At 29.7% G+C, this 20,344-nt stretch carries 22 protein-coding genes; 19 read left to right on the top strand and 3 right to left on the bottom strand.

Going from position 1 to position 20,344, the window contains the following annotated elements; all coding sequences use genetic code 11:
• The first annotated feature begins 111 nt into the window (after nucleotides 1–111).
• The 9 genes from ACWW38_RS05450 to ACWW38_RS05410 all read left to right on the top strand — a co-directional run bounded on the left by ACWW38_RS05450 (nucleotide 112) and on the right by ACWW38_RS05410 (nucleotide 9,594).
• Complete coding sequence (locus ACWW38_RS05450; RefSeq protein WP_456259796.1) at nucleotides 112–783, top strand: response regulator transcription factor; 672 nt, start codon at nucleotides 112–114, stop codon at nucleotides 781–783.
• A 1-nt stretch (nucleotide 784) separates the two neighbouring features.
• Complete coding sequence (locus ACWW38_RS05445) at nucleotides 785–1,798, top strand: ATP-binding protein (protein ID WP_456259795.1); 1,014 nt, start codon at nucleotides 785–787, stop codon at nucleotides 1,796–1,798.
• Between the two features lie 110 nt (nucleotides 1,799–1,908).
• The gene (locus tag ACWW38_RS05440; protein ID WP_456259794.1) at nucleotides 1,909–2,676 is read left to right on the top strand and encodes an ABC transporter ATP-binding protein; all 768 of its coding nucleotides are present in this window, start codon (nucleotides 1,909–1,911) and stop codon (nucleotides 2,674–2,676) included.
• Nucleotides 2,669–4,612, top strand: a complete 1,944-nt coding sequence (locus tag ACWW38_RS05435; protein WP_456259793.1) for an FtsX-like permease family protein — start codon at nucleotides 2,669–2,671, stop codon at nucleotides 4,610–4,612. The genes ACWW38_RS05440 and ACWW38_RS05435 overlap by 8 nt, the downstream gene beginning before the upstream one ends.
• A 545-nt stretch (nucleotides 4,613–5,157) precedes the next feature.
• A complete protein-coding gene (locus ACWW38_RS05430) occupies nucleotides 5,158–6,630 on the top strand; it encodes a methyl-accepting chemotaxis protein (RefSeq protein ID WP_456259792.1) in 1,473 nt (490 codons plus the stop codon).
• A 194-nt stretch (nucleotides 6,631–6,824) separates the two neighbouring features.
• Nucleotides 6,825–7,427 carry a cupin domain-containing protein gene (locus ACWW38_RS05425; protein WP_456259791.1) on the top strand — a complete coding sequence of 201 codons (603 nt, stop codon included), beginning with the start codon at nucleotides 6,825–6,827 and terminating at the stop codon, nucleotides 7,425–7,427.
• 150 nt (nucleotides 7,428–7,577) lie between these two features.
• Nucleotides 7,578–8,675: a UvrB/UvrC motif-containing protein gene (locus tag ACWW38_RS05420; protein WP_456259790.1), complete on the top strand. Its 1,098-nt coding sequence runs from the start codon at nucleotides 7,578–7,580 to the stop codon at nucleotides 8,673–8,675.
• A gap of 61 nt (nucleotides 8,676–8,736) precedes the next feature.
• Complete coding sequence (locus tag ACWW38_RS05415; RefSeq protein WP_456259789.1) at nucleotides 8,737–9,102, top strand: hypothetical protein; 366 nt, start codon at nucleotides 8,737–8,739, stop codon at nucleotides 9,100–9,102.
• Nucleotides 9,103–9,243: 141 nt separating this feature from the next.
• On the top strand, nucleotides 9,244–9,594 hold the full coding sequence (locus tag ACWW38_RS05410; protein WP_456259788.1) for a DUF2200 domain-containing protein: 351 nt from the start codon (nucleotides 9,244–9,246) through the stop codon (nucleotides 9,592–9,594).
• 226 nt (nucleotides 9,595–9,820) lie between these two features.
• On the opposite strand, the gene ACWW38_RS05405 is transcribed toward ACWW38_RS05410, so the two are convergent.
• The 3 genes from ACWW38_RS05405 to ACWW38_RS05395 form a co-directional block, all read right to left on the bottom strand.
• Nucleotides 9,821–10,096 carry a hypothetical protein gene (locus tag ACWW38_RS05405; RefSeq protein ID WP_456259787.1) on the bottom strand — a complete coding sequence of 92 codons (276 nt, stop codon included), beginning with the start codon at nucleotides 10,094–10,096 and terminating at the stop codon, nucleotides 9,821–9,823.
• Nucleotides 10,097–10,111: 15 nt separating this feature from the next.
• Nucleotides 10,112–10,300, bottom strand: coding sequence for a hypothetical protein (locus tag ACWW38_RS05400; protein ID WP_456259786.1), 189 nt, complete (start codon nucleotides 10,298–10,300; stop codon nucleotides 10,112–10,114).
• A gap of 91 nt (nucleotides 10,301–10,391) precedes the next feature.
• Complete coding sequence (locus ACWW38_RS05395; RefSeq protein ID WP_456259785.1) at nucleotides 10,392–11,033, bottom strand: TetR/AcrR family transcriptional regulator; 642 nt, start codon at nucleotides 11,031–11,033, stop codon at nucleotides 10,392–10,394.
• Nucleotides 11,034–11,219: 186 nt separating this feature from the next.
• Between ACWW38_RS05395 and ACWW38_RS05390 the strand changes: the two genes are divergently transcribed.
• From ACWW38_RS05390 to ACWW38_RS05345, 10 genes are all read left to right on the top strand, one after another.
• On the top strand, nucleotides 11,220–11,720 hold the full coding sequence (locus tag ACWW38_RS05390; protein ID WP_456259784.1) for a MarR family winged helix-turn-helix transcriptional regulator: 501 nt from the start codon (nucleotides 11,220–11,222) through the stop codon (nucleotides 11,718–11,720).
• Nucleotides 11,721–11,799: 79 nt separating this feature from the next.
• Complete coding sequence (locus ACWW38_RS05385; protein WP_456259783.1) at nucleotides 11,800–12,966, top strand: ArsA family ATPase; 1,167 nt, start codon at nucleotides 11,800–11,802, stop codon at nucleotides 12,964–12,966.
• A 17-nt stretch (nucleotides 12,967–12,983) separates the two neighbouring features.
• Complete coding sequence (locus ACWW38_RS05380; RefSeq protein ID WP_456259782.1) at nucleotides 12,984–13,202, top strand: hypothetical protein; 219 nt, start codon at nucleotides 12,984–12,986, stop codon at nucleotides 13,200–13,202.
• Nucleotides 13,203–13,221: 19 nt separating this feature from the next.
• The gene (locus ACWW38_RS05375; RefSeq protein WP_456259781.1) at nucleotides 13,222–14,382 is read left to right on the top strand and encodes an ArsA family ATPase; all 1,161 of its coding nucleotides are present in this window, start codon (nucleotides 13,222–13,224) and stop codon (nucleotides 14,380–14,382) included.
• 286 nt (nucleotides 14,383–14,668) lie between these two features.
• Complete coding sequence (locus tag ACWW38_RS05370; protein WP_456259780.1) at nucleotides 14,669–15,406, top strand: DnaJ domain-containing protein; 738 nt, start codon at nucleotides 14,669–14,671, stop codon at nucleotides 15,404–15,406.
• A gap of 23 nt (nucleotides 15,407–15,429) precedes the next feature.
• Nucleotides 15,430–16,395, top strand: a complete 966-nt coding sequence (locus ACWW38_RS05365; protein WP_456259779.1) for a tRNA dihydrouridine synthase — start codon at nucleotides 15,430–15,432, stop codon at nucleotides 16,393–16,395.
• A gap of 521 nt (nucleotides 16,396–16,916) precedes the next feature.
• Nucleotides 16,917–18,332 carry a cysteine--tRNA ligase gene (gene cysS / locus ACWW38_RS05360; protein ID WP_456259778.1) on the top strand — a complete coding sequence of 472 codons (1,416 nt, stop codon included), beginning with the start codon at nucleotides 16,917–16,919 and terminating at the stop codon, nucleotides 18,330–18,332.
• Between the two features lie 109 nt (nucleotides 18,333–18,441).
• On the top strand, nucleotides 18,442–18,897 hold the full coding sequence (locus tag ACWW38_RS05355; protein WP_456259777.1) for a MarR family winged helix-turn-helix transcriptional regulator: 456 nt from the start codon (nucleotides 18,442–18,444) through the stop codon (nucleotides 18,895–18,897).
• Between the two features lie 12 nt (nucleotides 18,898–18,909).
• The gene (locus tag ACWW38_RS05350) at nucleotides 18,910–19,407 is read left to right on the top strand and encodes a GNAT family N-acetyltransferase (RefSeq protein WP_456259776.1); all 498 of its coding nucleotides are present in this window, start codon (nucleotides 18,910–18,912) and stop codon (nucleotides 19,405–19,407) included.
• A 59-nt stretch (nucleotides 19,408–19,466) separates the two neighbouring features.
• Nucleotides 19,467–20,300 (top strand): MerR family transcriptional regulator, encoded by an 834-nt coding sequence (locus ACWW38_RS05345; protein ID WP_456259775.1) that lies wholly within the window; start codon nucleotides 19,467–19,469, stop codon nucleotides 20,298–20,300.
• Nucleotides 20,301–20,344 lie beyond the last annotated feature (44 nt).

The following is a 20,344-nucleotide window of genomic DNA, read 5'->3' as shown; positions in this document are numbered from 1 at the left end:
TTTTTTATGCTGAAGATTATTTTTAGCAGGAGATAAGGTAAGGATATATATAAATTATGATATAATAATGAGGAAATTAAATATTAATAAGGAATTGTGTGGGAATGTAATATGTATAAGATTCTAATTGTTGAAGATGATATGGTAATTGCAAAATCAATGAAAAATATTTTATATGAGTGGAATTATGAAACTGAATTTATAGTTGATTTTAAAGATGTTATTGCACAATTTGTCCAGTTTGATCCGCATCTTGTGCTTTTGGATATATCTTTACCGTTTTTCAATGGTTATCATTGGTGCAGCGAAATTCGCAAAATATCAAGTGTACCTATAATTTTTATTTCCTCTATGTCTGAGAATATGAATGTTATTATGGCCGTAAATATGGGTGGGGATGACTTTATTGCTAAGCCCTTCGATTTAAATATTCTCGTAGCAAAGGTTCAAGCACTACTCAGAAGAACATATTCTTTTGGAGGAAAAATGGACGTAATAGAGCATAAGGGTGTAGTTTTAAACCTTAGTAGTGCAATCTTGGAATATAAAAACAATAAAATTGAGCTTACGAAAAATGAATTTAAGATTCTTCAAATTTTATTTGAGAATATTGGTAAAGCCATCTCTCGAGATGATATTATGACAAGACTTTGGGAAAGTGATAGCTATATAGATGATAATACTTTAACTGTTAATGTTACTCGTCTGAGAAAAAAACTGGCAGATGCCGGCATTTATGATTTCGTTAAAACAAAAAAAGGTATTGGGTATATGGTGGAATAATATGAAAAAAAAATCTTTTTTACGGATTGTATTATTGTATATTATAGATCACAAGAAAACCATAGTAATGGACAGTGTTTTTCTTTCTATATTTTTTATGGTTTTTTCTTTATACTCTTTACCCCTTGAGTCAATTGTATATGCACTTTTTTTATCAGCCTGTGTGGGGACTCTTTTCATAGTTTATGATTTCATTAAGTATTATAAAAAGCATAATGAGTTATGCATTCTTGAAAAACAAATCAACACGGGGCTAGATAAAATGCCTCTAGCTAACAATTTGATTGAAGCGGATTACCAAAATATTTTGAGAGCATTTTATAATCAAAGTATGGAACTGATGTCAAAGATAGATATTAAGCACGCAGAAATGATAGATTATTATACACTTTGGGCACATCAAATTAAAACACCAATTGCTGCAATGAGATTACTGCTGCAAAGTAATCACACTGAAGAAAATAAGGAATTATTAACACAAACTTTTATAATTGAGCAATATGTTGAAATGGTGCTAGGCTATTTAAAGATAGATGGTGCAGCATCAGATTTACTTTTTCAAAATTACAGCTTATTAGATATTGTAAGGCAGAGTGTTAGAAAATATGCTTACATGTTTATTAGAAAGAATATAGTACTTGAGCTAAAAGAAATGGATTGTACAGTATTAACAGATGAAAAGTGGCTGGTATTTGTAATTGAACAAATACTTTCTAATGCTCTAAAGTATACAAACAGTGGTAAAATATCAATATATATGGAGAATACTGAGGCAAAGGTACTTGTAATTGAGGATACAGGAATAGGCATTGCAGAAGAGGATTTGCCGAGAGTATTTGAAAAAGGGTTTACTGGGTATAACGGACGAATGGATAAAAAGGCAACTGGAATTGGACTTTATCTTTGCAAAAAGATATTAGATAAGCTTTCGCATAAAATAACCATTGAGTCTAAGATTAACGTTGGGACAACAGTAAAAATCGACCTTTCTTCTATAAAAACTATAATCGAATAAACCTTACATCAATGTAAGGTTAAAAGGAGAAATGTAAGGCAAAGTTATGGCTGGACATTTCTCTTTTTCTTATAATTAGAGTATAGTCAAGCTTATGAGGAGGAAAAAGCATGAAGTTATTAGAAGTGAATAATGTAAAAAAAATATATACTACAAGGTTTGGTGGAAATCAAGTTCAAGCACTAAGCAATGTGACATTTTCAGTAGAAAATGGTGAATATGTTGCAATTATGGGAGAGTCCGGCTCAGGAAAAACTACATTGCTTAATATACTGGCATCTTTAGATAAGCCTACTAGTGGTGAGGTTTTACTAAAGGATAAAAACATTGTAGCAATTAAAGAAAGCGAAATAGTGGCATTTCGCAGAGATAATTTAGGGTTTGTATTTCAAGATTTTAACTTACTTGATACATTTTCTTTAAAAGATAATATATTTTTACCCCTTGTTTTATCTAGAAAGTCCTATGAGGAAATGGAAAAAAGATTAATGCCTATTGCTGAGAAGTTAGGTATAAAGGATATATTAGAGAAGTTCCCATACGAGGTATCTGGTGGGCAAAAGCAAAGGGCTGCTGTGGCTAGAGCTTTGATTACAGCACCACAGCTAATTTTGGCAGATGAGCCAACAGGGGCACTTGATTCAAAAGCTACAGACCAGCTATTAAAATTATTTTCCGAAATTAATAGGGAGGGACAAACCATCCTTATGGTTACACATAGTACTAAAGCAGCAAGCCATGCAGGAAGAGTACTTTTTATTAAGGATGGAGAAGTATTTCACCAGATTTATAAAGGTTCAATGTCTAATGAAGAGATGTTCGAAAAAATTTCAAATACACTTACAGTCATTGCCACTGGAGGTGGGATAAATGAATAGACTATTTTATCCAAGGTTAGCGGCAATAAATATTAAAAACAACAGTAAGACATATTTTCCATTTATCATTACCTGTATATGTACCATAGCAATGTTTTATATAATGCATGCTCTTTCAATAAATAAGGGGTTGGAGGGCACAAGTGGCTCTGAGAGCTTAAAAACCATACTCCGTTTAGGAACAATAGTAATAGGAATTTTTTCAGCTATATTTCTTTTTTACACAAATAGTTTTTTAATCAAAAGGCGTAAAAAAGAAATCGGACTGTATAATGTGTTAGGTCTTGAGAAAAAGCATATTGCTAAGGTGCTGTTTTTTGAATTCATTTTTACTTCAGTCGTTAGTTTAGCAGTTGGACTCATTTGTGGGATCATCCTGAATAAACTTATGTTCCTTCTGCTTTTAAAGATTCTTAAATTTAAAGTATCCTTTGGCTTTTATGTTTCAGTACCATCTATAATAAAAACTTTAATCCTTTTTATAGGTATTTTTTTTGCAGCCTTGTTGTCAAATTTAGTTCAAATTAGAATGTTAAAGCCTATAGAACTTCTAAAAGGTACACAGCATGGAGAAAAAGAGCCAAAGACCAAATGGATTATGACTATTATAGGTGTGATAGCTCTTGGTACTGGATATGGAATTGCACTAAAGGTTCAATCACCACTTTCGGCTTTAAGTTTGTTCTTTTTTGCAGTTATTTTAGTTATGGTAGGGACCTATGCCCTTTTTACAGCAGGAAGTATTGCAGTATTAAAGGCTCTTAGAAAAAATAAAAGGTTTTACTATAAGACAAGTAACTTCATCTCCGTTTCTGGTATGATGTACAGAATGAAGCAAAATGCAGTGGGACTTGCGAATATTTGTATCTTAAGTACTGCAGTGCTTGTGATGCTTTCAACCACTGTTGCTTTATATGTAGGAATGGAAGATGTTATAAAAACTAGATTCCCAAGAAATTTAGTAATGAGTGCTTCACAGATTACAAACAGCCAGGCACAAAAGATAGATGAAATCTTAGAGGCTGAAGCAAAAAATGCTAATATAGACATGAAAAATAAACTTAGCTATTGGAATAATGGCTATGCAGCTATAAAAAAAGATGGTAAGTTTCAATTATCAAAAGAAAAAGATTATAGTTCAAATGTTGCCGTACTTGCGCTTATTCCTATTTCTGATTATAACAGATTAGAAGGAAAGAATATTACCCTTGCTGATGACGAAGCAGTCATTTTTTCAAAAGTAAAGAATTATAATAAGAATAGCATTACCATTGAAAATAAAACCTTTAAGATCAAACAAGTATTAGATACACCTGTATCAGCATTAAAAGATGGTATGGAAGATATAGTAGATACTTATGTACTGTTTGTAAATGATATAGAGGTATTAGGAAAAGAGGGACATAAAGAGTATTCAATTGGAGTTAATGTTCAAGGCACAGATAAGGATATCCTATCCATATCTAATAAGTTGAATGATAAATTTAAGGTAAATAACATAGAAGTCAATATTGATAGTTCTGCAGGCAGCAAGGAAAGCTTCTTTATGGTATATGGTGGTTTGTTCTTTTTAGGTATCTTTTTAGGTACATTATTTTTAATGGCAACAGTGCTTATTATTTATTATAAACAAATATCTGAAGGATATGATGATAAGGAACGCTTTGAGATTATGCAAAAAGTAGGAATGAGTAAACATGAAATAAAGAAAACTATTAGAAGCCAAGTATTAATGGTATTTTTCCTGCCTCTTGTTGCTACAGTAATCCATATTGCTTTTGCATTTCCAATGATTACAAAGCTTCTTGCAGTTCTAAATTTGAGGAATGTATCTTTATTTATGATATCCACATTAATAACAATCCTTGTTTTTGCAGTAATTTATGCAATTGTATTCTCTTTAACTGCGAGAGTGTATTATAAAATTGTTGAATAAGTGGTACTGGTTAATACAATTTCAGAAAATAGTTATTCATCCGATGACTATCCGCTCTAATACTCCCATCTTCTTCAAAGTTGGAGTAAAGAGCGGCTACGTCCCTGGATAACGATTTCTAAGCTTCAGAGGGAGTAATAACTCCCTCTGAAGCCAAGAACTCTGTTTATAGCTGATTCATAATATAAAGTAGTGGATTTCAAAGGTGGTGCTTCGCCTCCACTATGAAATTCACGAACCGCCTGTAGGTGGCTTAAATAGCTGCTTATAGGCGGTTATATTTTTGGTTTGGTGAGGGTAGCTCCAGTAGGTAAGTTCTTATAGGCTCTAAATAAATCTAAAATAGATATCGATAATAATAATTACATAAAGAATTTTGTATCAAGGTAATAATATAGATATTTAATTCTATGATTATTTTACATTTATATGTATAATATTAGAATGTACAATAATTACTGGAAGTAAACAATCACTATTAAGAGTAGTAAAAAGATTAAATTAAGGTTGATTGAGCTTATGAAAACTAAGGAGGAAGCTAAGAAATGAATGAAGAAAATATAATATTAAACTATCAGAATAAAATCAATAAGCTTTTATTGATTTTATTAATATTAGCATTACCAACCATATTAATTATGACTATATTTCATATTTTTTCTGGCTATTATGTGGCAGCGATAGAGTTTACAGCATTAAGCATGGTAGGAATAGCCTTATTTAGAAAAGCAGATACAAAGATTGTAACACTGTTAGTTATGTTAGCAGTTATTATGGTAATTGGTGCTCTTTCTTTCGATAGACCTGGTCAAGCAGCTATATTTTCTTTGTTTGGGCTTGTGCTTGTTTCAATCTACTTAGAAAGTAAGTTTTTGATTATAATAGGGGCTATTAATATTATAGAAATCAGTGTAGTGCAGTTTTTGCATCCTCTTGCATTAGATGTCTTTGTAATTAATTTAGCCTGCTATCTATTTTCTTGTGTAGGATTATATTTCTTAACTAAATGGGGTCATAGTTTTATGGCTTTAGCTGAGAAAGAAAAACTTAATGTTAGAGAATTCACAAAAAACTTAGAAAAAACAATGGAAATCATGAAGCAAATTTCAGCAACTCTTGATCAACAGATTGGAGATTGTAATGAAAATATAGAAACAATAAAAGACAGTAGTAATGCATTTGTGAAAACTTTAAATGAAGTTGCTGATGGGGCTACAGAGCAATCTAATAGTGTTATGCAGATTAGTGACATGATGGGAGAGGCAGATGAGAGAGTAGTTAATATAAACGAATTCTCTAAGCAGCTTATGCAAATATCTCAAGCAGCTTCTATAGTTGTAGCAGAGGGTAATGAGGGGATTCATTTCATGGATAAGCAAATGGAGAATATTATTAACTCAGTCAATGAATCTCGCTCTAATATTGATGAACTTAATAATTATATGGATGAAATAAATTCTTCTTTAGAAGGGATTACCCAGATAGCTAAGCAAACAAATCTATTAGCTCTAAATGCCGCTATAGAGGCTGCTCGTGCAGGAGATTCGGGAAAAGGATTTGCGGTTGTTGCAGATGAAGTCAGAAAGCTTGCTGAAGAAAGTGAAAATACTGTGATTCAAATCAATCAATCTATAGATCAAATAAAGAATAAAACCCATAATATTATGCAAAAGTCCAATCAAGAAAATGAAGCAGTGAAGACAGGTTTAGCTATTGTAGAAAATGTAAGTGAGGGCTTCAAAAAAACTAAAAGTTCTTTTGATCAAATAAATAGCTACATAGTTAGAGAATTAGATATGATTGAAAATACAGTTAGTATTTTTTCTAATATTCGAAAAGAGATAGAGAGCATTGCAAGTATATTAGAAGAGTCAGCAGCTTCATCTCAAGAAATGCTTGCTGTCTCTGAAGAACAAGCCACGAGTATAGAAGATGTTTATATGGCAGTAACTCATATTAAGAACTCAAGTGAAACCTTAAACCAATTAGGTCAATCTAAATATGGTGAAGAGATGTAAGTTTGTAGGATAAGTTGTGGATTTCAAAGGTCACACTTCACCTATACAAATGAAATCCTCAACAATACTATAAAGTATTGTTGAGGATTTTTTGAGCTTAGTAGATTATTTAGATTTTTTCTGAGTATAGTATCTATGCACAATGATACAAGCACATTTCCAAAATCTAGAACATATTATAATTACGTAAGACTATGAAAGGAAGGAGCAATATGTATAATAGGTATAGGACATATTGGTGTCCTTATTTTGTTAACACACCAATATATGATATGAATTTTTTGAGACAGTATAATTATCCTGATATTCCTTTTGTCGATGAAATGGAATATCATTCGAGAGTTGATTCTTCAGAATTCTTAGAAGATAATCGTTTAATTAAATTGAAGGATTATGGGCCACAACCCTTCGTAGTTAATATTAATGAAGCTAGTAAACAAAACAATACTTTTCGTACCGCTTTATGGACAGGAAAGCATTTGCAAGTTACATTGATGAGCATTAATGTTGGTGATGACATAGGCTTAGAAGTTCATCCAAACATTGATCAATTTATACGTATTGAAGAAGGACAAGGACTTGTTAAAATGGGAAGCAATAAAGACAGGTTGAATTTTCAAGCAAAAGTTTCTGACGATTTTGCAATTATGATACCTGCTGGTACATGGCACAATATTATTAATACGGGCAATAAGCCCCTTAAAGTATATTCTATTTATGCACCACCTCAACATCCACATGGTACAGTTCATGTGACTAAAGCAGATGCTGAAGCTGCTGAAAAGAGCCACCGCTAATTAAAATTAGTCAAAGAGTGCCTGACTTTGTTTAAATTTATATCATAGAGTCAGGCACTCTTTATTATTAAATGAATAAAATATTAACTCTACCTAACCATAAAATATGATAAAATTTGATTAATATTTGCCTTTAGGGGGAGCATAACTGTGGACATAAAAGAAAAAATTAAAAAATTGCCTTCTTCACCGGGAGTATATCTTATGAAAGATTCCTTAGATACTATTATTTATGTAGGAAAATCTAAAAACTTAAGAAATAGAGTTGGATCCTATTTTATAAATTCCAAATCTCATTCTTCAAAGGTAATGAAATTAGTGAAAAATCTTAAGGACTTTGATTATATTCTAACAGATACGGAATTTGAAGCTTTATTGCTTGAATGCAAATTAATCAAAGAAATTAAACCAATATATAATAGGCAAATGAAAAGCCCAAAAGGTTATTGTTATATCAAAATAAAAATGGACGAGAAATATCCAGATATTGAAATCTGTAACGAGTATAACAGTTCTGATGGAAAGCTTTATTTTGGGCCTTATACTAATAAGAATACTGTAGAAAAAGGTCTTAACGGTATAAAAGAACATAATAAAATTTTGTGTACTAATAGTTCTCGAAAGGCTTCAGGCTGTCTAAAGTATTCTATGAACTTGTGCATTGGTATGTGCACAGCTAATCCTTCTGAAGAGCATTATTTTGCTTTAGTAGAAAAAGTGATAAAATTGCTTAGTGGCACTGATTTAACTATTTTGGAAGAAATGGAACAGAAAATGAATATTGCTGCTGCAAATCTTGATTTTGAAGATGCAGCTAAATATAGAGATTATATAAGAGCAGTAAAGCATTTGGTAAGTACTGCAAAAATTATTAGATTTACAGAAGCTAATAAAAATATCGCTTTGGTAGAGTTTCTAAATAATGAAGAAATTAAGTTTTTTTTGATAAGATATAATAAACTGCTTTTCAGTGAAAGGTATAAACTTAGCAATCTTAGTATTAATGAAATAAAACATAAATTTGAAAGTAATATTATATCCCATTTCAGTGATGCTTTGAAAAGTTCAGTTAATGTTGGCAAGGACGAAATAGATGAAGCTCATATAATATATAATTATTTAAAAAGTAAAGAAAGTACATGTAAATATATAGCTATTCCAGAAAAATGGATTAATGATATAGATAGCTTAAGTATTGGCAGAGTTGTTGATGAATTTATTTTAGATAATTTGTTATTCATTAAATAATCTATAATTATTACCATCTTCTCTACAGGATTTAAATAGCTTTTTAAGGAGGTGAAACCCTATGGAAAAATATATAAGAGAAGAATTGGCAGAAGCACTACAGGTTGTGTCTTCAACTATTAGTAACTGTGAAAAAATGCAACCTAAATTTGCTGAGGGTACTTCACAGCACACACTACTTAAGAATAGGATAAAAGCACTGTATATTTCAAAATTATTAATAACAGACCAAGACGTTATGGACAAATATACAAAAGAAGAATTAGTAGAAGCACTACCACCTGTATCTTCAATTATCAGCAAATGTGAAAAAGCACAGCTAAAATTTGCGGAGGGTACCGTTCATCACACTCGTCTTAAGAACATAATAAAAGCCATGTATATTTCAAGATCATTAATAACAGATGAGATTAATAAAAGGGGTTAATTTTTAGTTTTTCGGTGAGATTATATTAATTTTAAAAAAAAATAAGATGATTATGGATAATAAAAAATAAAGGCAACTTTAGTTTGAACCCGATTATTTTTCGTGATACAATAAAGAAAATTATTTAAGGGATGGTGTGTCATGGCCAAACATCATATCTATACAATGAGTGTAGCAAGCATCTACCCCCTTTATGTTATGAAGGCGGAGAAAAAAGGACGTACGAAAGCGGAAGTCGATGAAATCATCCGTTGGCTGACAGGATATAGCCAGGAAGAGTTAGAAGCACAACTGGAAAAACAGACAGATTTTGAGGCTTTCTTTGTGAAAGCTCCCCAACTGAATCCTTTGCGGACTTTGATTAAAGGTGTGGTCTGCGGTGTCCGAGTGGAAGATATTGAAGAACCAACTATGCAGGAAATTCGCTATTTGGATAAGCTAATCGATGAGTTGGCAAAGGGAAAAGCGATGGATAAGATTTTGCGGAAATAATGTTTAAAAACTAAGAAATACTGATTCCATATATAAAAGAATCGGCGTTTTTGTTGAACCGTATTATAAATAATGTAGACTTTTTAAATGATAAGTTTAGATCCACAACTGCCTGCAAGTAGCTTCAATAGCTATTTACAGACAATTGTGTTTTTTTATGGGGAATGGTAGCTCCACCAATGAAACCCTGGACGATAATGTCGAGGATTTATAGCTTAAGAGACTATTATTTTTTATTTTTTTTCATATTTATAGAATTGGAAGCCACTGTTGTAACACCTGCAACTAAACTACTCACTCCTAATATAGTGCTCCCTAATAATAACTTTGTTGTGCCTGCAATAATAAGTCCAACACCAACAGTTCCACCAATAATAGAACCAATCCTTGATACCTTCTTTGATGGGTGAGTTAATTTTTTTACAGTATCTGTTGATTTACATAAGGTTTCTTTTGATAATTTTTCTGTTGCCTCTATTATTTTCTTATTAAAATCTTGCATAATATTACCTCCCAATTATTTTAGTAAAATTCCTGAATTGATTGCTCCACTTATTAGAGCACAAACTCCAAATACAATTAGCCACCAAGCCCATTTATTTTTCTGTGTTTTATTACTGCTATACAACAATATAATTATTCCTACAATTAACAATATAATTGAGACAAAAGTGCCAACAATAAATCCAATGTTTATACTTTTCATTATTCCACCTCTATATATACCGACCGTTGGTATGTATATCTGTAAAAATAAGCTGCCTTTTATGGCAGAATATTTTAATACTACAAAACTATTAGGAAAATGTTGCATCACGAAAGTCATTAAGCGCTACCATGATATCTGCATCAATAACTGGTAATCCCATATTATCAAGTAAACTTTTTAAAAAACTGATTTTTCTAGTAAACTGCTCTTTTGTAACAGCAAATACCGCAGGATTTAACCAGATATTTATTAAAAGCATCACCACCTCAGATAACTCCTTTGAATTGTCAACAGTGATAGAACCGTCTTTAATTCCTTCTTCTATGATTTTCTGTAATAAAGGAGCATAAAAGGTAATACATTGATTGATCTGTCCTGATAGAAATTTAGGGTTTTTCATCAATGTAGGTGAGGAACGATATAACTGTTGCTGTTCTTTACTAGATAGGGACTCTACAAAAACTTTTTTTAGTTTTTGCAATCCATTTAATGATTTATCATTTTTTATATTATCAAATGGATTATGCTCTGCATACATTCTTGCAGTAACAGCATCAATAATATCTTCCTTTGAACTAAAATGATGATAGATAGCACCTTTACTAAGGTCTCCTAAATTATCAACTATATCTTGAATCGTAGTCTGCTCATATCCTTTTTCTATAAACAGTTTAAGGGAAATATCCAAAATACGATTTATAGTTACTTCTGGATATTTGTTTCTAGCCATTTAAATCCTCCTTTTAGATACATACGGTTGGTATGTTTATAATAGCAATTAACTTTCTATTTGTCAATAATATACAAGCAATATTATAGATAATATATTTCCATGTTATATATTGACAGGAAAATATTTATGGTATAGTATATAAAATATACTTCGATGAAAGAACTAATTTGAGGAGACTTTTCTATGGTACCTAATAGCGGATTAAATTTTGAATCAATAATTTTTGATTATTTTGATGAGATAAAATTTTTATTTTTTCCAGATCAATGGAGCAGTGCATTTTTAGATTATTCCAAAAATGAACTATTGGTGCTTTTATTTATCTATAGAAATAAGAGTGCAAATATGACAGAGATTTCAAATTATATCAATGCTCCATTAAACACAACCACTGGAGTTGTTGGCAGACTAGAGAAGAAGTTGATGGTGGAAAGAAAAAGAGACGATGGTGATAGAAGAGTAGTAAACATTGTTTTAACTAGAAAAGCCAATGAATTCATTGATAAAGAAAAAAAGATTATTGAATATTATTTTAGAGAAGTATATAAAGCATTAACTGATGAAGAAAGAGTTGCTACTATGAGCATATTTAACAAAATTATTTCTATATTGAAGCAAGGAGAAAGTAGAACAGAGGAAGAAAATAAATCAGTTAAGAAGGTTAAAAGAATAATTATAGAATAGCTTAGATTACTAAGTTATTTTTTTAAATAAATACTTCTATTAAAGAACTATTCTATAAAGGAATTAAGGGAGGCGTATTATGGGGAGAATAATAATTTTTACAGGCAAAGGTGGAGTTGGAAAAACAACCACTGCAGCAGCACACGCAGTTAAGGCAGCAAAAGAGGGGATTAAGACGTTAATAGTAAGCACGGATATGGCTCATAATTTAAGTGACTTATTTATGAAGGAAATAAAGGAAGAGCCTATTGAAATATTAAATAATCTTTTTGCATTAGAAATAGATTCTAATTATGAAATGAACAGACATTATGGAAGTATTTCAAGAGCTTTTAAAAATATGATTACCTTCAAAAGTGAAGAGGATCAGGAAATAATGGAGGATATGGTTGTATTCCCAGGTATAGAAGAACTATTTTCATTAATTAAGATACAAGGATTGTATGATAAAAATATTTATGACTTAATCATAGTAGATTGTGCTCCTACAGGTGAAACTCTTTCCTTGTTAAAATTTCCAGAGCTTTTTTCCTGGTATATGGAAAAGTTATTCCCAGTTGGAAAGGTAGCTATGAAGGTATTAAGACCAATTTCAAAGGTAGCTTTTAAATTAGATATGCCTGATGAAAGGGCATTGAATGACATTGAAAAGTTATATGTTAAGCTTGGAAAATTACAAATTCTATTAAAGAATAGAGAGGTTTGCAGTATAAGACTTGTTACTATACCAGAAAAAATGGTGATAGAGGAAAGCAAGAGAAGTTACATGTATTTAAATCTATACAATTTTAATGTGGATGGATTATATATTAATAGAATAATACCAGATGATATAGATAATAGCTTTTTTGATCAATGGAAACAGATTCAAAAAAACTATTTAGATGAGATAAACCTAGTATTCTCTAATATACCAATCTACAAAGTAAAGTGGTATGAAGTAGATATAAATGGAGTTGGTGGTTTAGAAAGAGTTGTAAGGGATTCACTGCAGGATGAAAATATATTTAAGGTTCTAAAAACAAGAATAAATGAGACATTTGAAAAAACAGAAAAAGGGTATTGCCTAAATGTTTATGTACCTTTTACTGATAAAAAGGATTTTGATCTCTTTGAATCTGGAACAGACATTATCGTGAAAATAGGAAATTTCAAAAGGAATATCCCAATACCTAATATAATTAGAAAATATTCAATAGCTTCTGCAAGGTTAAATGAGGAAGTATTAAAGATTTATTTTGAATAAGGGAGAGGGGAGCTCATATGAATAAAGAGTTCGTTAAGAAAATAATAAAGTCTGAGAAATATAAATTTGAAGCAATAAAGGAAATACTGCCAAAGGAGATTAGAGAAAAGGTAGAGGATTTAGAAAAAGAGACATTAAATCTATTTAAGGAGGTTGCTTTTGAAATTATAGAAGAGGATATAAAAGAGAAAACAAGCAGCAAAGCAACTAAAAAAATTGATGTGGATTTTTCTTAGTAAATTGGAGGGGGAAAATATGAGAATAATATTATATACAGGAAAAGGCGGAGTGGGTAAAACTAGTGTGGCTGCTGCAACAGCTTGCAAAATAGCTAGTGAGGGCAAAAAAGTACTAGTTGTAAGTACAGATCAGGCTCATAGCTTAGGAGATTCATTTGATATAAAACTATCTAATGATCCTTTAGAAATAAGCAATAATCTTTACGCAATGGAAATAGATTCAGTTTTAGAAAACGAAAATGCTTGGGGAAATATAAAGAGTTATATTGAAAAACTTATCACATTAAAATCAGATAAAAGCATAGAAACAGAGGAATTACTAGTATTTCCAGGCTTTGAAGAGTTATTAGCTTTAATTAAAATTAAGAGTATATACGATGAAGGGAAATATGATGTTTTAATAGTAGACTGTGCTCCCACTGGGGAAACTATGTCACTGCTTAAGTTTCCAGACCTATTTAAATGGTGGATGGAAAAGCTATTCCCTATTAAAAGAAAAGGGGCAAAGATTGCAAAGCCAATAGTTGAAGCAACTATGAAAATACCTATGCCAACAGATGATACATTCAATGATATTGAAAAGTTATATTTAAAAATTGATGAACTTCACAGCCTTATGCTTAATAAGGATATAGTTAGCATAAGAATAGTTACTACTCCAGAAAAAATAGTAGTTAAAGAAGCGAAAAGAAGTTTTTCTTACCTTCATCTATTCGACTATAACGTTGATGGAATAATTATAAATAAGATTTTCTCTGAGGATTCTCTAAAGGGATATTTTGAAGGATGGGGAAATATTCAAAAGGAGAGCATTGGTGATATATATGATAGCTTTAAAGGAATACCAGTTTTTAAATTAGAGTTAATGAGTGATGAATTAAGAAAATATGAAACTCTTCAAAAGGTTGGAGATAGGATTTATGGAGAAGTTAGCCCAGAAAATGTTCTTTTTCAGGATAAAATATTTACTATTGAAAAAGGAGAAGAAGGATATAATCTTGCTATAAACATGCCTTTTGTTGATAAAAAAGAATTAAAGCTTTCGCAAAGTGGTGATGAAATAACTATATCAATCAAGAATGAGAGAAGAAGTTTCATATTGCCAACAAAGCTTCAATCTAAAGAAATAATAGAGGCAAAATATAATGATGGTAAACTTAATATTCATTTTGCATAAGCAGAATATTTTAAAAGTATGATAGATCGATAGATCATAAAAACTTATTTAAATTAAAATGCTGCAATTAGCCAAGTGGAAGTAGTTTCTTCTTTACAGTTATCTTGAGTAAATGTAAAATTATTCGTAGAATAATACCTGCCTTTCTTAATTTTTCTGTGGCAAGAGGATTATATGAAGGGGATAATTTAAATTAATTTTAAATTTCGGTACAATATTTTAAGAAGTAATAAGGTGAAAATTAAAATAAGAATATTAACTAATTGGTTTTAAATGGAGAGAAGAAATGACAGATTATTATAAAATATTAGGTGTAGAAAAAAATGCATCAAAAGAAGAAATAAAAGAAGCTTATGAAAAGCAAGTAGAAAAAATAAAAAAAGAAGTAGTTAATGAAAAACGACTTAATGAATTTTTGAAGTTATTTCATCAGGCATATGAAGCTTTAAATAGTTTAGAAGAAAATCAACTAATGGATAAAAACCAAACATTAATTATGCAAACACAAGAAGTAGAAAGAGAACCAGGAGTCAATAATAAAAGTGAAAATTCTATAAGTAAAGGGAGAAGTGCTAGTACAAAAAAAAATGATTTTACCTCAAAAGAAGTTTCAAAAAACAAAGATAAGAAAAATAAATCGAATGATAATAAAGAAGGAAAGGCTAGAAAACGAAAAACGGTTGAAAAAAGTCAAAAAAATAATACTAAACAAATATTTGATTTGGTTAAGTTGCCATTTAAGATATTAGCTTTGCCATTAATAGGGATATTATCAGTAATAATATTATTATGCCAGGTTATAAATGTAGTTTCATGGATAGCATCTAAATTATTAATTGTTGGGGCTATATCTGTAGGAGCCATACACTTATATCAGGTTAAATTAGGACAAACTATAAATTATAATATATTAATTTTGGCTGCTTCAGTGTTACTATTATCATTCTTTTTACCATATGTCTTAAGGTTTGTGTTAAAAGTTTTTAAAAAATTAAACAATGTATTAAAAGATTTTGTTTTTTAAAATATTTATAAAGGAGTTATTAAATGCAATATTATTTAGCACCAATGGAAGGAATTACGGGATACATATATAGGAATTCTTATGAAAAGTTTTTTAATAATATTGATAAATACTTTACGCCCTTTATTGTTCCAAATAATAGTACAAACCTTAAGAATAGAGAATTAAGAGATATTTTGCCTGAGAATAATAAAGGAATGAATATAGTGCCTCAAATACTTACTAACGATTCAGAAGGTTTTATTACTACTTCTGGAAAATTACAACAATTAGGTTATAACCAGGTTAATTTAAATTTAGGCTGTCCTTCTGGAACGGTTGTTTCAAAAAATAGAGGCTCAGGATTTCTAGCCAAAAGAGAAGAACTGGATATGTTTTTAGATGAAATATTTAGAATGGATGATATGAAAATTTCTATAAAAACTAGAATAGGAAAAGATAGCCCAGAAGAGCTTTATGAGCTAATAAAAATTTACAATAAATATCCTATAGAAGAATTAATTATTCATCCTAGAACACAAAAAGATTTTTATGGAAATAAACCTAATTTAGAGGTATTTAAAGATGCATTATCTTTAAGTACAAATCCAGTATGTTATAATGGTGATATTTTTACTGTTGGAGATCATGATAAATTAATTAAAGCTTTTCCAGAACTAAAAACAGTTATGGTTGGAAGAGGGACAATAGCCAATCCGGGATTAATGGATTCCATAAAAAATAATACTAATTTGGATAAAAAAGTTTTAAAAGATTTTCATGATGAAATTTTGAATACATACATAGAAGTATTTAATGAAGAGAAAAATGCAATATTTAGAATGAAAGAACTGTGGGGGTATATGATTTACATATTTTCAGACAATAAAAAATATGCTAAAAAAATAAAGAAGGCACAAAAGCTAAGTGATTATAATGCAGCTGTCTTAAGTTTATTTGCAGAACAGGAAATCATAGAAGGGGCTGGATTATTTTACAATCAATATTAAATATGGTTGCCTTTTATTTATTTCAGCCCTTATGTTCCTAGGAAGCCAGTAATCACTATAGTTGAGATTACCATGGCTGGAGTATTTAAAACATTTACTATAAATGGGACAAAAATATATCACATTAATCCTCCTAATATGCTTTTATATCATTACATGTTATGTAATATATAAGAAAAAGTGATTGCAAGTTTTAATTGAAAATTAATTTAACATAGAATATAATAAAGTAAATAAATTCTAAGAGGAGGATATTAAAATGATGTGTTGTTGCTGTTGTTGTTTTAAAAATATTGAAAAATTTAAAATAACTGCAGTACTATACCAATTTTAATATTTATATAATTAGATAATAAAGTATATAATTAATAATTATTAAAAATAAACTGCAGGATGGCTCTGTAGTTTTTCTTGTTTTATAAGGAAAACTGTAGACTACTTGCAGTTTTTTATTTTTTATTAATTCTTAGCATCTGATAATTAAAAGATTTTAGCTGGTAATAATTAAAGGAGGGAAAGATATGACATTAAAGATTTATAATACGCTAAATAAAAGAGAAGAAGAATTTAGAGAGCTTGAACCTGGAAAGGTAAAAATGTATACTTGTGGACCTACAGTTTATAACTTTGCTCATATAGGTAACTTAAGAACCTATATATTTGAAGATGTATTAAAAAAGGCATTAGAGTATGAAGGGTATGAGGTTACTCATATGATGAATATAACTGATGTGGGCCATTTGCAGTCAGATGAAGATACTGGAGAAGACAAGATGCAGATAGGGGCTAAGAGGGAAAACAAGAATGTTCTAGAAGTAGCTAGATTTTATGAAGATAGGTTTATGTTAGATTTAGAGAGGTTAAATATAAAAAAGCCATCTATAATAGCTAGAGCAACAGAACATGTTGAAGATATGATAAATCTAATAAAGATACTAGAGAAAAAGGGATACACATATATAGCAAATGGCAATGTTTATTTTTCTATAGATAAGTTTGATGATTATTACAAATTGGCAAATTTAAATATGAAAGAACTTCAAGCTGGAAGCAGAATAAAAGTAGATGAGTTTAAAAATAATCCATTTGATTTTGTATTATGGTTTGTTAATTCTAAATATGATAATCATATCCTACAATGGGAGTCTCCATGGGGAGTAGGATTTCCGGGGTGGCATATAGAATGTTCTGCAATGGCTATAAAATATTTAGGTGAAAATATAGATATACACTGCGGAGGAGTAGATCATATACCAGTACATCATACTAATGAAATTGCTCAATCAGAGTGTGCACTAGGGCATAAGTGGGTAAATTACTGGATACACGGAGAATTCCTAACTGTAGATAACGGAAAAATGTCTAAATCAAGTGGAGAATTTTTAACTCTAGAAAAATTGATAAAAGATGGATTTTCACCGTTAGATTATAGATATTATACACTACAATCAAAATACAGAAAGCCATTGGCATTTAGCTATGAAAGACTTATGGAATCGAAAAAAGCTTTAGATAGTTTGAGAAAAAAAATAACAATTGTTGTTGGAAATATAAATAAAGATGAAAATTTAGATGAAGATAAAATAAGCAAATACAAAGAAGAATTTAGAAAATGCATAAATGATGATTTAAATATAGCAAATGCTTTTACAGTTTTGTTTGATGTTATAAAAGATGATAAATTAAATAACTCAGAGAAGAAAATTTTAACAGAAGACTTTGATAGAATTTTTAGCTTAAATTTAATAAAAGAAAAAGATGAAGATAAATTAGATGATGAAAAAATTAAATATATAGAAGAACTTCTAAAAGAAAGAGCTGTTGCAAGAGCTAATAAAGAATGGGAGAAGTCTGATAAAATAAGAGATTTATTACTGAAAGAAAATGTAGAAATTATTGATACTAAGGAAGGAGCTACATGGAAGTTAAAAGTATAGAACTTTTAATAGGGTTTTTACTTATAAAATATTAAAATGTAGTTGAAAGTTCAACCAATATTAGATATCATATAAATATAGTTGAACTTTCAACTATGTTTATATGGAGGTGAAAACAATAAAGAAAATAGATAGTGATATATTAAGAGAAGTAGGAGCTTTATCTAGGGCTATACACACTATAAGTGATACAAAATACAAAAAATTAAAATTGCAAAAAGGCCAATTTATATTTTTAACCCGTATATGTGAAAATCCTGGTATTAATTTTGTAGAGTTATCAGATATGTTAAGAGTGGATAAGACCACTACTACAAAAGCTGTACAAAAACTAATCGAAGCAGGTTATGTAGAGAAAAAACAGGATGAAGCAGACAAAAGAGGATACAAGTTAACTCCAACAGAAAAATCTCTCACAACATATGACTTAATAATTGAAGAAGAAAATAGAAATATAGAAGCTTGTTTTAGAAATTTTACTGGAGAAGAAAAACAAATAGTGAATGAATTAGTAAAAAAGATGAGCACAAATATAAAAAAAGATTGGTTAGAGATAAAAAAGTAAAGGGGAGATAATATGATAAGAAAAGCAAAGATAAATGATCTAGATAAAATAATGGAGATTATAAAATTAACAGTAGAAGAAATGATATCTTATAATAATACACAATGGGATGAAAATTATCCTCAAAGTAAAGATTTTATGGAAGATATTAAAAAAGAAGATTTATACGTTAAAGACGTTAATGGAGAAATTTATGGATTTATATGTGTAAACTATATGGAACCAGAGGAATATAAAGGATTAAATTGGTCGTCCAAGAAAAAAGCCATGATAGTTCACAGAATGGCAGTAAATCCGAAATTCAGAAATCAAGGAATCGGAATTCAATTAATGCAATTTGCAGAGAAATTAGCAAGAGAAAATAATATAAAATATTTAAAAACAGATACTTATTCAATAAATATTAAAATGAATTCACTATTTAAAAAATGTGGATTTCAATATATAGGAGAAATGACTTTTTTAGGAAAAGAAAAATTATTCTATTGTTATGATAAAATATATACATAAAAACATTATACTTACAATAATGTTTTACTCTATATCAATGTTTATATGGAGGGGAGTATATGGATAGGCTAACCATAGGAGAAATGGCTAAAATAAATAATGTTTCAAGCCAAACTCTAAGGCTTTATGATCGGATTAATTTACTTAAACCAGACTATATTAATGATGAAACTGGATACCGCTATTATAGTATTAAGCAAAGTGCAAAATTGGATATGATACAGTATATGAAATCATTGGGAATGTCACTATGCAACATAAAAGAACAACTAGACAAGCAAGACATTGAGATAATTAAGGGGCTCCTTCAAAGTCACAAAGAAAATATTGAAAAGCAAATAAATGAACTTAAGCTTACTAAAAATGCAATAGAACGTACAATTAGCAATTATAATCGATATTTCTCAGCACCTAAAGATGGAGTAATAGTAACAGAACATATACCAAAACGACGTATATACAGCTATGAAAGCGGAATAAACTTTTACGACTATGGCATTGAAGCCTATGAGATGATGCTTAGAGAATTAAAAAAACATCTTATATCATATAATCTGCCTATGGTTTATTTTGAAAATGTGGGAACAATACTGCGTCTTAAACATTTAAAAAAACGTGAGTATGTATCCACAGAGGTATTTTTAATGGTGGATGAGGATTTTAAAGCCCTAAATGAAACAAGCATTATTGATGAAAATACATTTTTGTGTATATATTGTGATAGTTTTTACAAGGAAAAGGAATATGCCAATAAACTTCTGGATTACGCTGCAGAACAAGGCTGGGACATAATTGGAGATTTTTTATGCGAGGTTGTTGCTGAATTGCCAATTTTTAATTATAATGAACGGAATATGTTCATAAAACTTCAAATACCTATTAGTTTTAAATAATTCTAGAATTACTATTGACTTTATAGCTGTTATAAGGTTTATGA

This window comes from Clostridium sp. JNZ J1-5 (genome assembly GCF_053901425.1).
Note: the sequence above shows the minus strand (reverse complement) of the source record. Positions and strands in the feature narration are given on the sequence as shown.

Coding starts and splice junctions, on each gene's coding strand:
- ACWW38_RS05450 (WP_456259796.1), top strand. CDS start 112: ATGTATAAGATTCTAATTGTTGAAGATGATATGGTAATTGCAAAATCA.
- ACWW38_RS05445 (WP_456259795.1), top strand. CDS start 785: ATGAAAAAAAAATCTTTTTTACGGATTGTATTATTGTATATTATAGAT.
- ACWW38_RS05440 (WP_456259794.1), top strand. CDS start 1,909: ATGAAGTTATTAGAAGTGAATAATGTAAAAAAAATATATACTACAAGG.
- ACWW38_RS05435 (WP_456259793.1), top strand. CDS start 2,669: ATGAATAGACTATTTTATCCAAGGTTAGCGGCAATAAATATTAAAAAC.
- ACWW38_RS05430 (WP_456259792.1), top strand. CDS start 5,158: ATGAATGAAGAAAATATAATATTAAACTATCAGAATAAAATCAATAAG.
- ACWW38_RS05425 (WP_456259791.1), top strand. CDS start 6,825: ATGAAAGGAAGGAGCAATATGTATAATAGGTATAGGACATATTGGTGT.
- ACWW38_RS05415 (WP_456259789.1), top strand. CDS start 8,737: ATGGAAAAATATATAAGAGAAGAATTGGCAGAAGCACTACAGGTTGTG.
- ACWW38_RS05410 (WP_456259788.1), top strand. CDS start 9,244: ATGGCCAAACATCATATCTATACAATGAGTGTAGCAAGCATCTACCCC.
- ACWW38_RS05405 (WP_456259787.1), bottom strand. CDS start 10,096: ATGCAAGATTTTAATAAGAAAATAATAGAGGCAACAGAAAAATTATCA.
- ACWW38_RS05400 (WP_456259786.1), bottom strand. CDS start 10,300: ATGAAAAGTATAAACATTGGATTTATTGTTGGCACTTTTGTCTCAATT.
- ACWW38_RS05395 (WP_456259785.1), bottom strand. CDS start 11,033: ATGGCTAGAAACAAATATCCAGAAGTAACTATAAATCGTATTTTGGAT.
- ACWW38_RS05390 (WP_456259784.1), top strand. CDS start 11,220: ATGGTACCTAATAGCGGATTAAATTTTGAATCAATAATTTTTGATTAT.
- ACWW38_RS05385 (WP_456259783.1), top strand. CDS start 11,800: ATGGGGAGAATAATAATTTTTACAGGCAAAGGTGGAGTTGGAAAAACA.
- ACWW38_RS05380 (WP_456259782.1), top strand. CDS start 12,984: ATGAATAAAGAGTTCGTTAAGAAAATAATAAAGTCTGAGAAATATAAA.
- ACWW38_RS05375 (WP_456259781.1), top strand. CDS start 13,222: ATGAGAATAATATTATATACAGGAAAAGGCGGAGTGGGTAAAACTAGT.
- ACWW38_RS05370 (WP_456259780.1), top strand. CDS start 14,669: ATGACAGATTATTATAAAATATTAGGTGTAGAAAAAAATGCATCAAAA.
- ACWW38_RS05365 (WP_456259779.1), top strand. CDS start 15,430: ATGCAATATTATTTAGCACCAATGGAAGGAATTACGGGATACATATAT.
- cysS (WP_456259778.1), top strand. CDS start 16,917: ATGACATTAAAGATTTATAATACGCTAAATAAAAGAGAAGAAGAATTT.
- ACWW38_RS05350 (WP_456259776.1), top strand. CDS start 18,910: ATGATAAGAAAAGCAAAGATAAATGATCTAGATAAAATAATGGAGATT.
- ACWW38_RS05345 (WP_456259775.1), top strand. CDS start 19,467: ATGGATAGGCTAACCATAGGAGAAATGGCTAAAATAAATAATGTTTCA.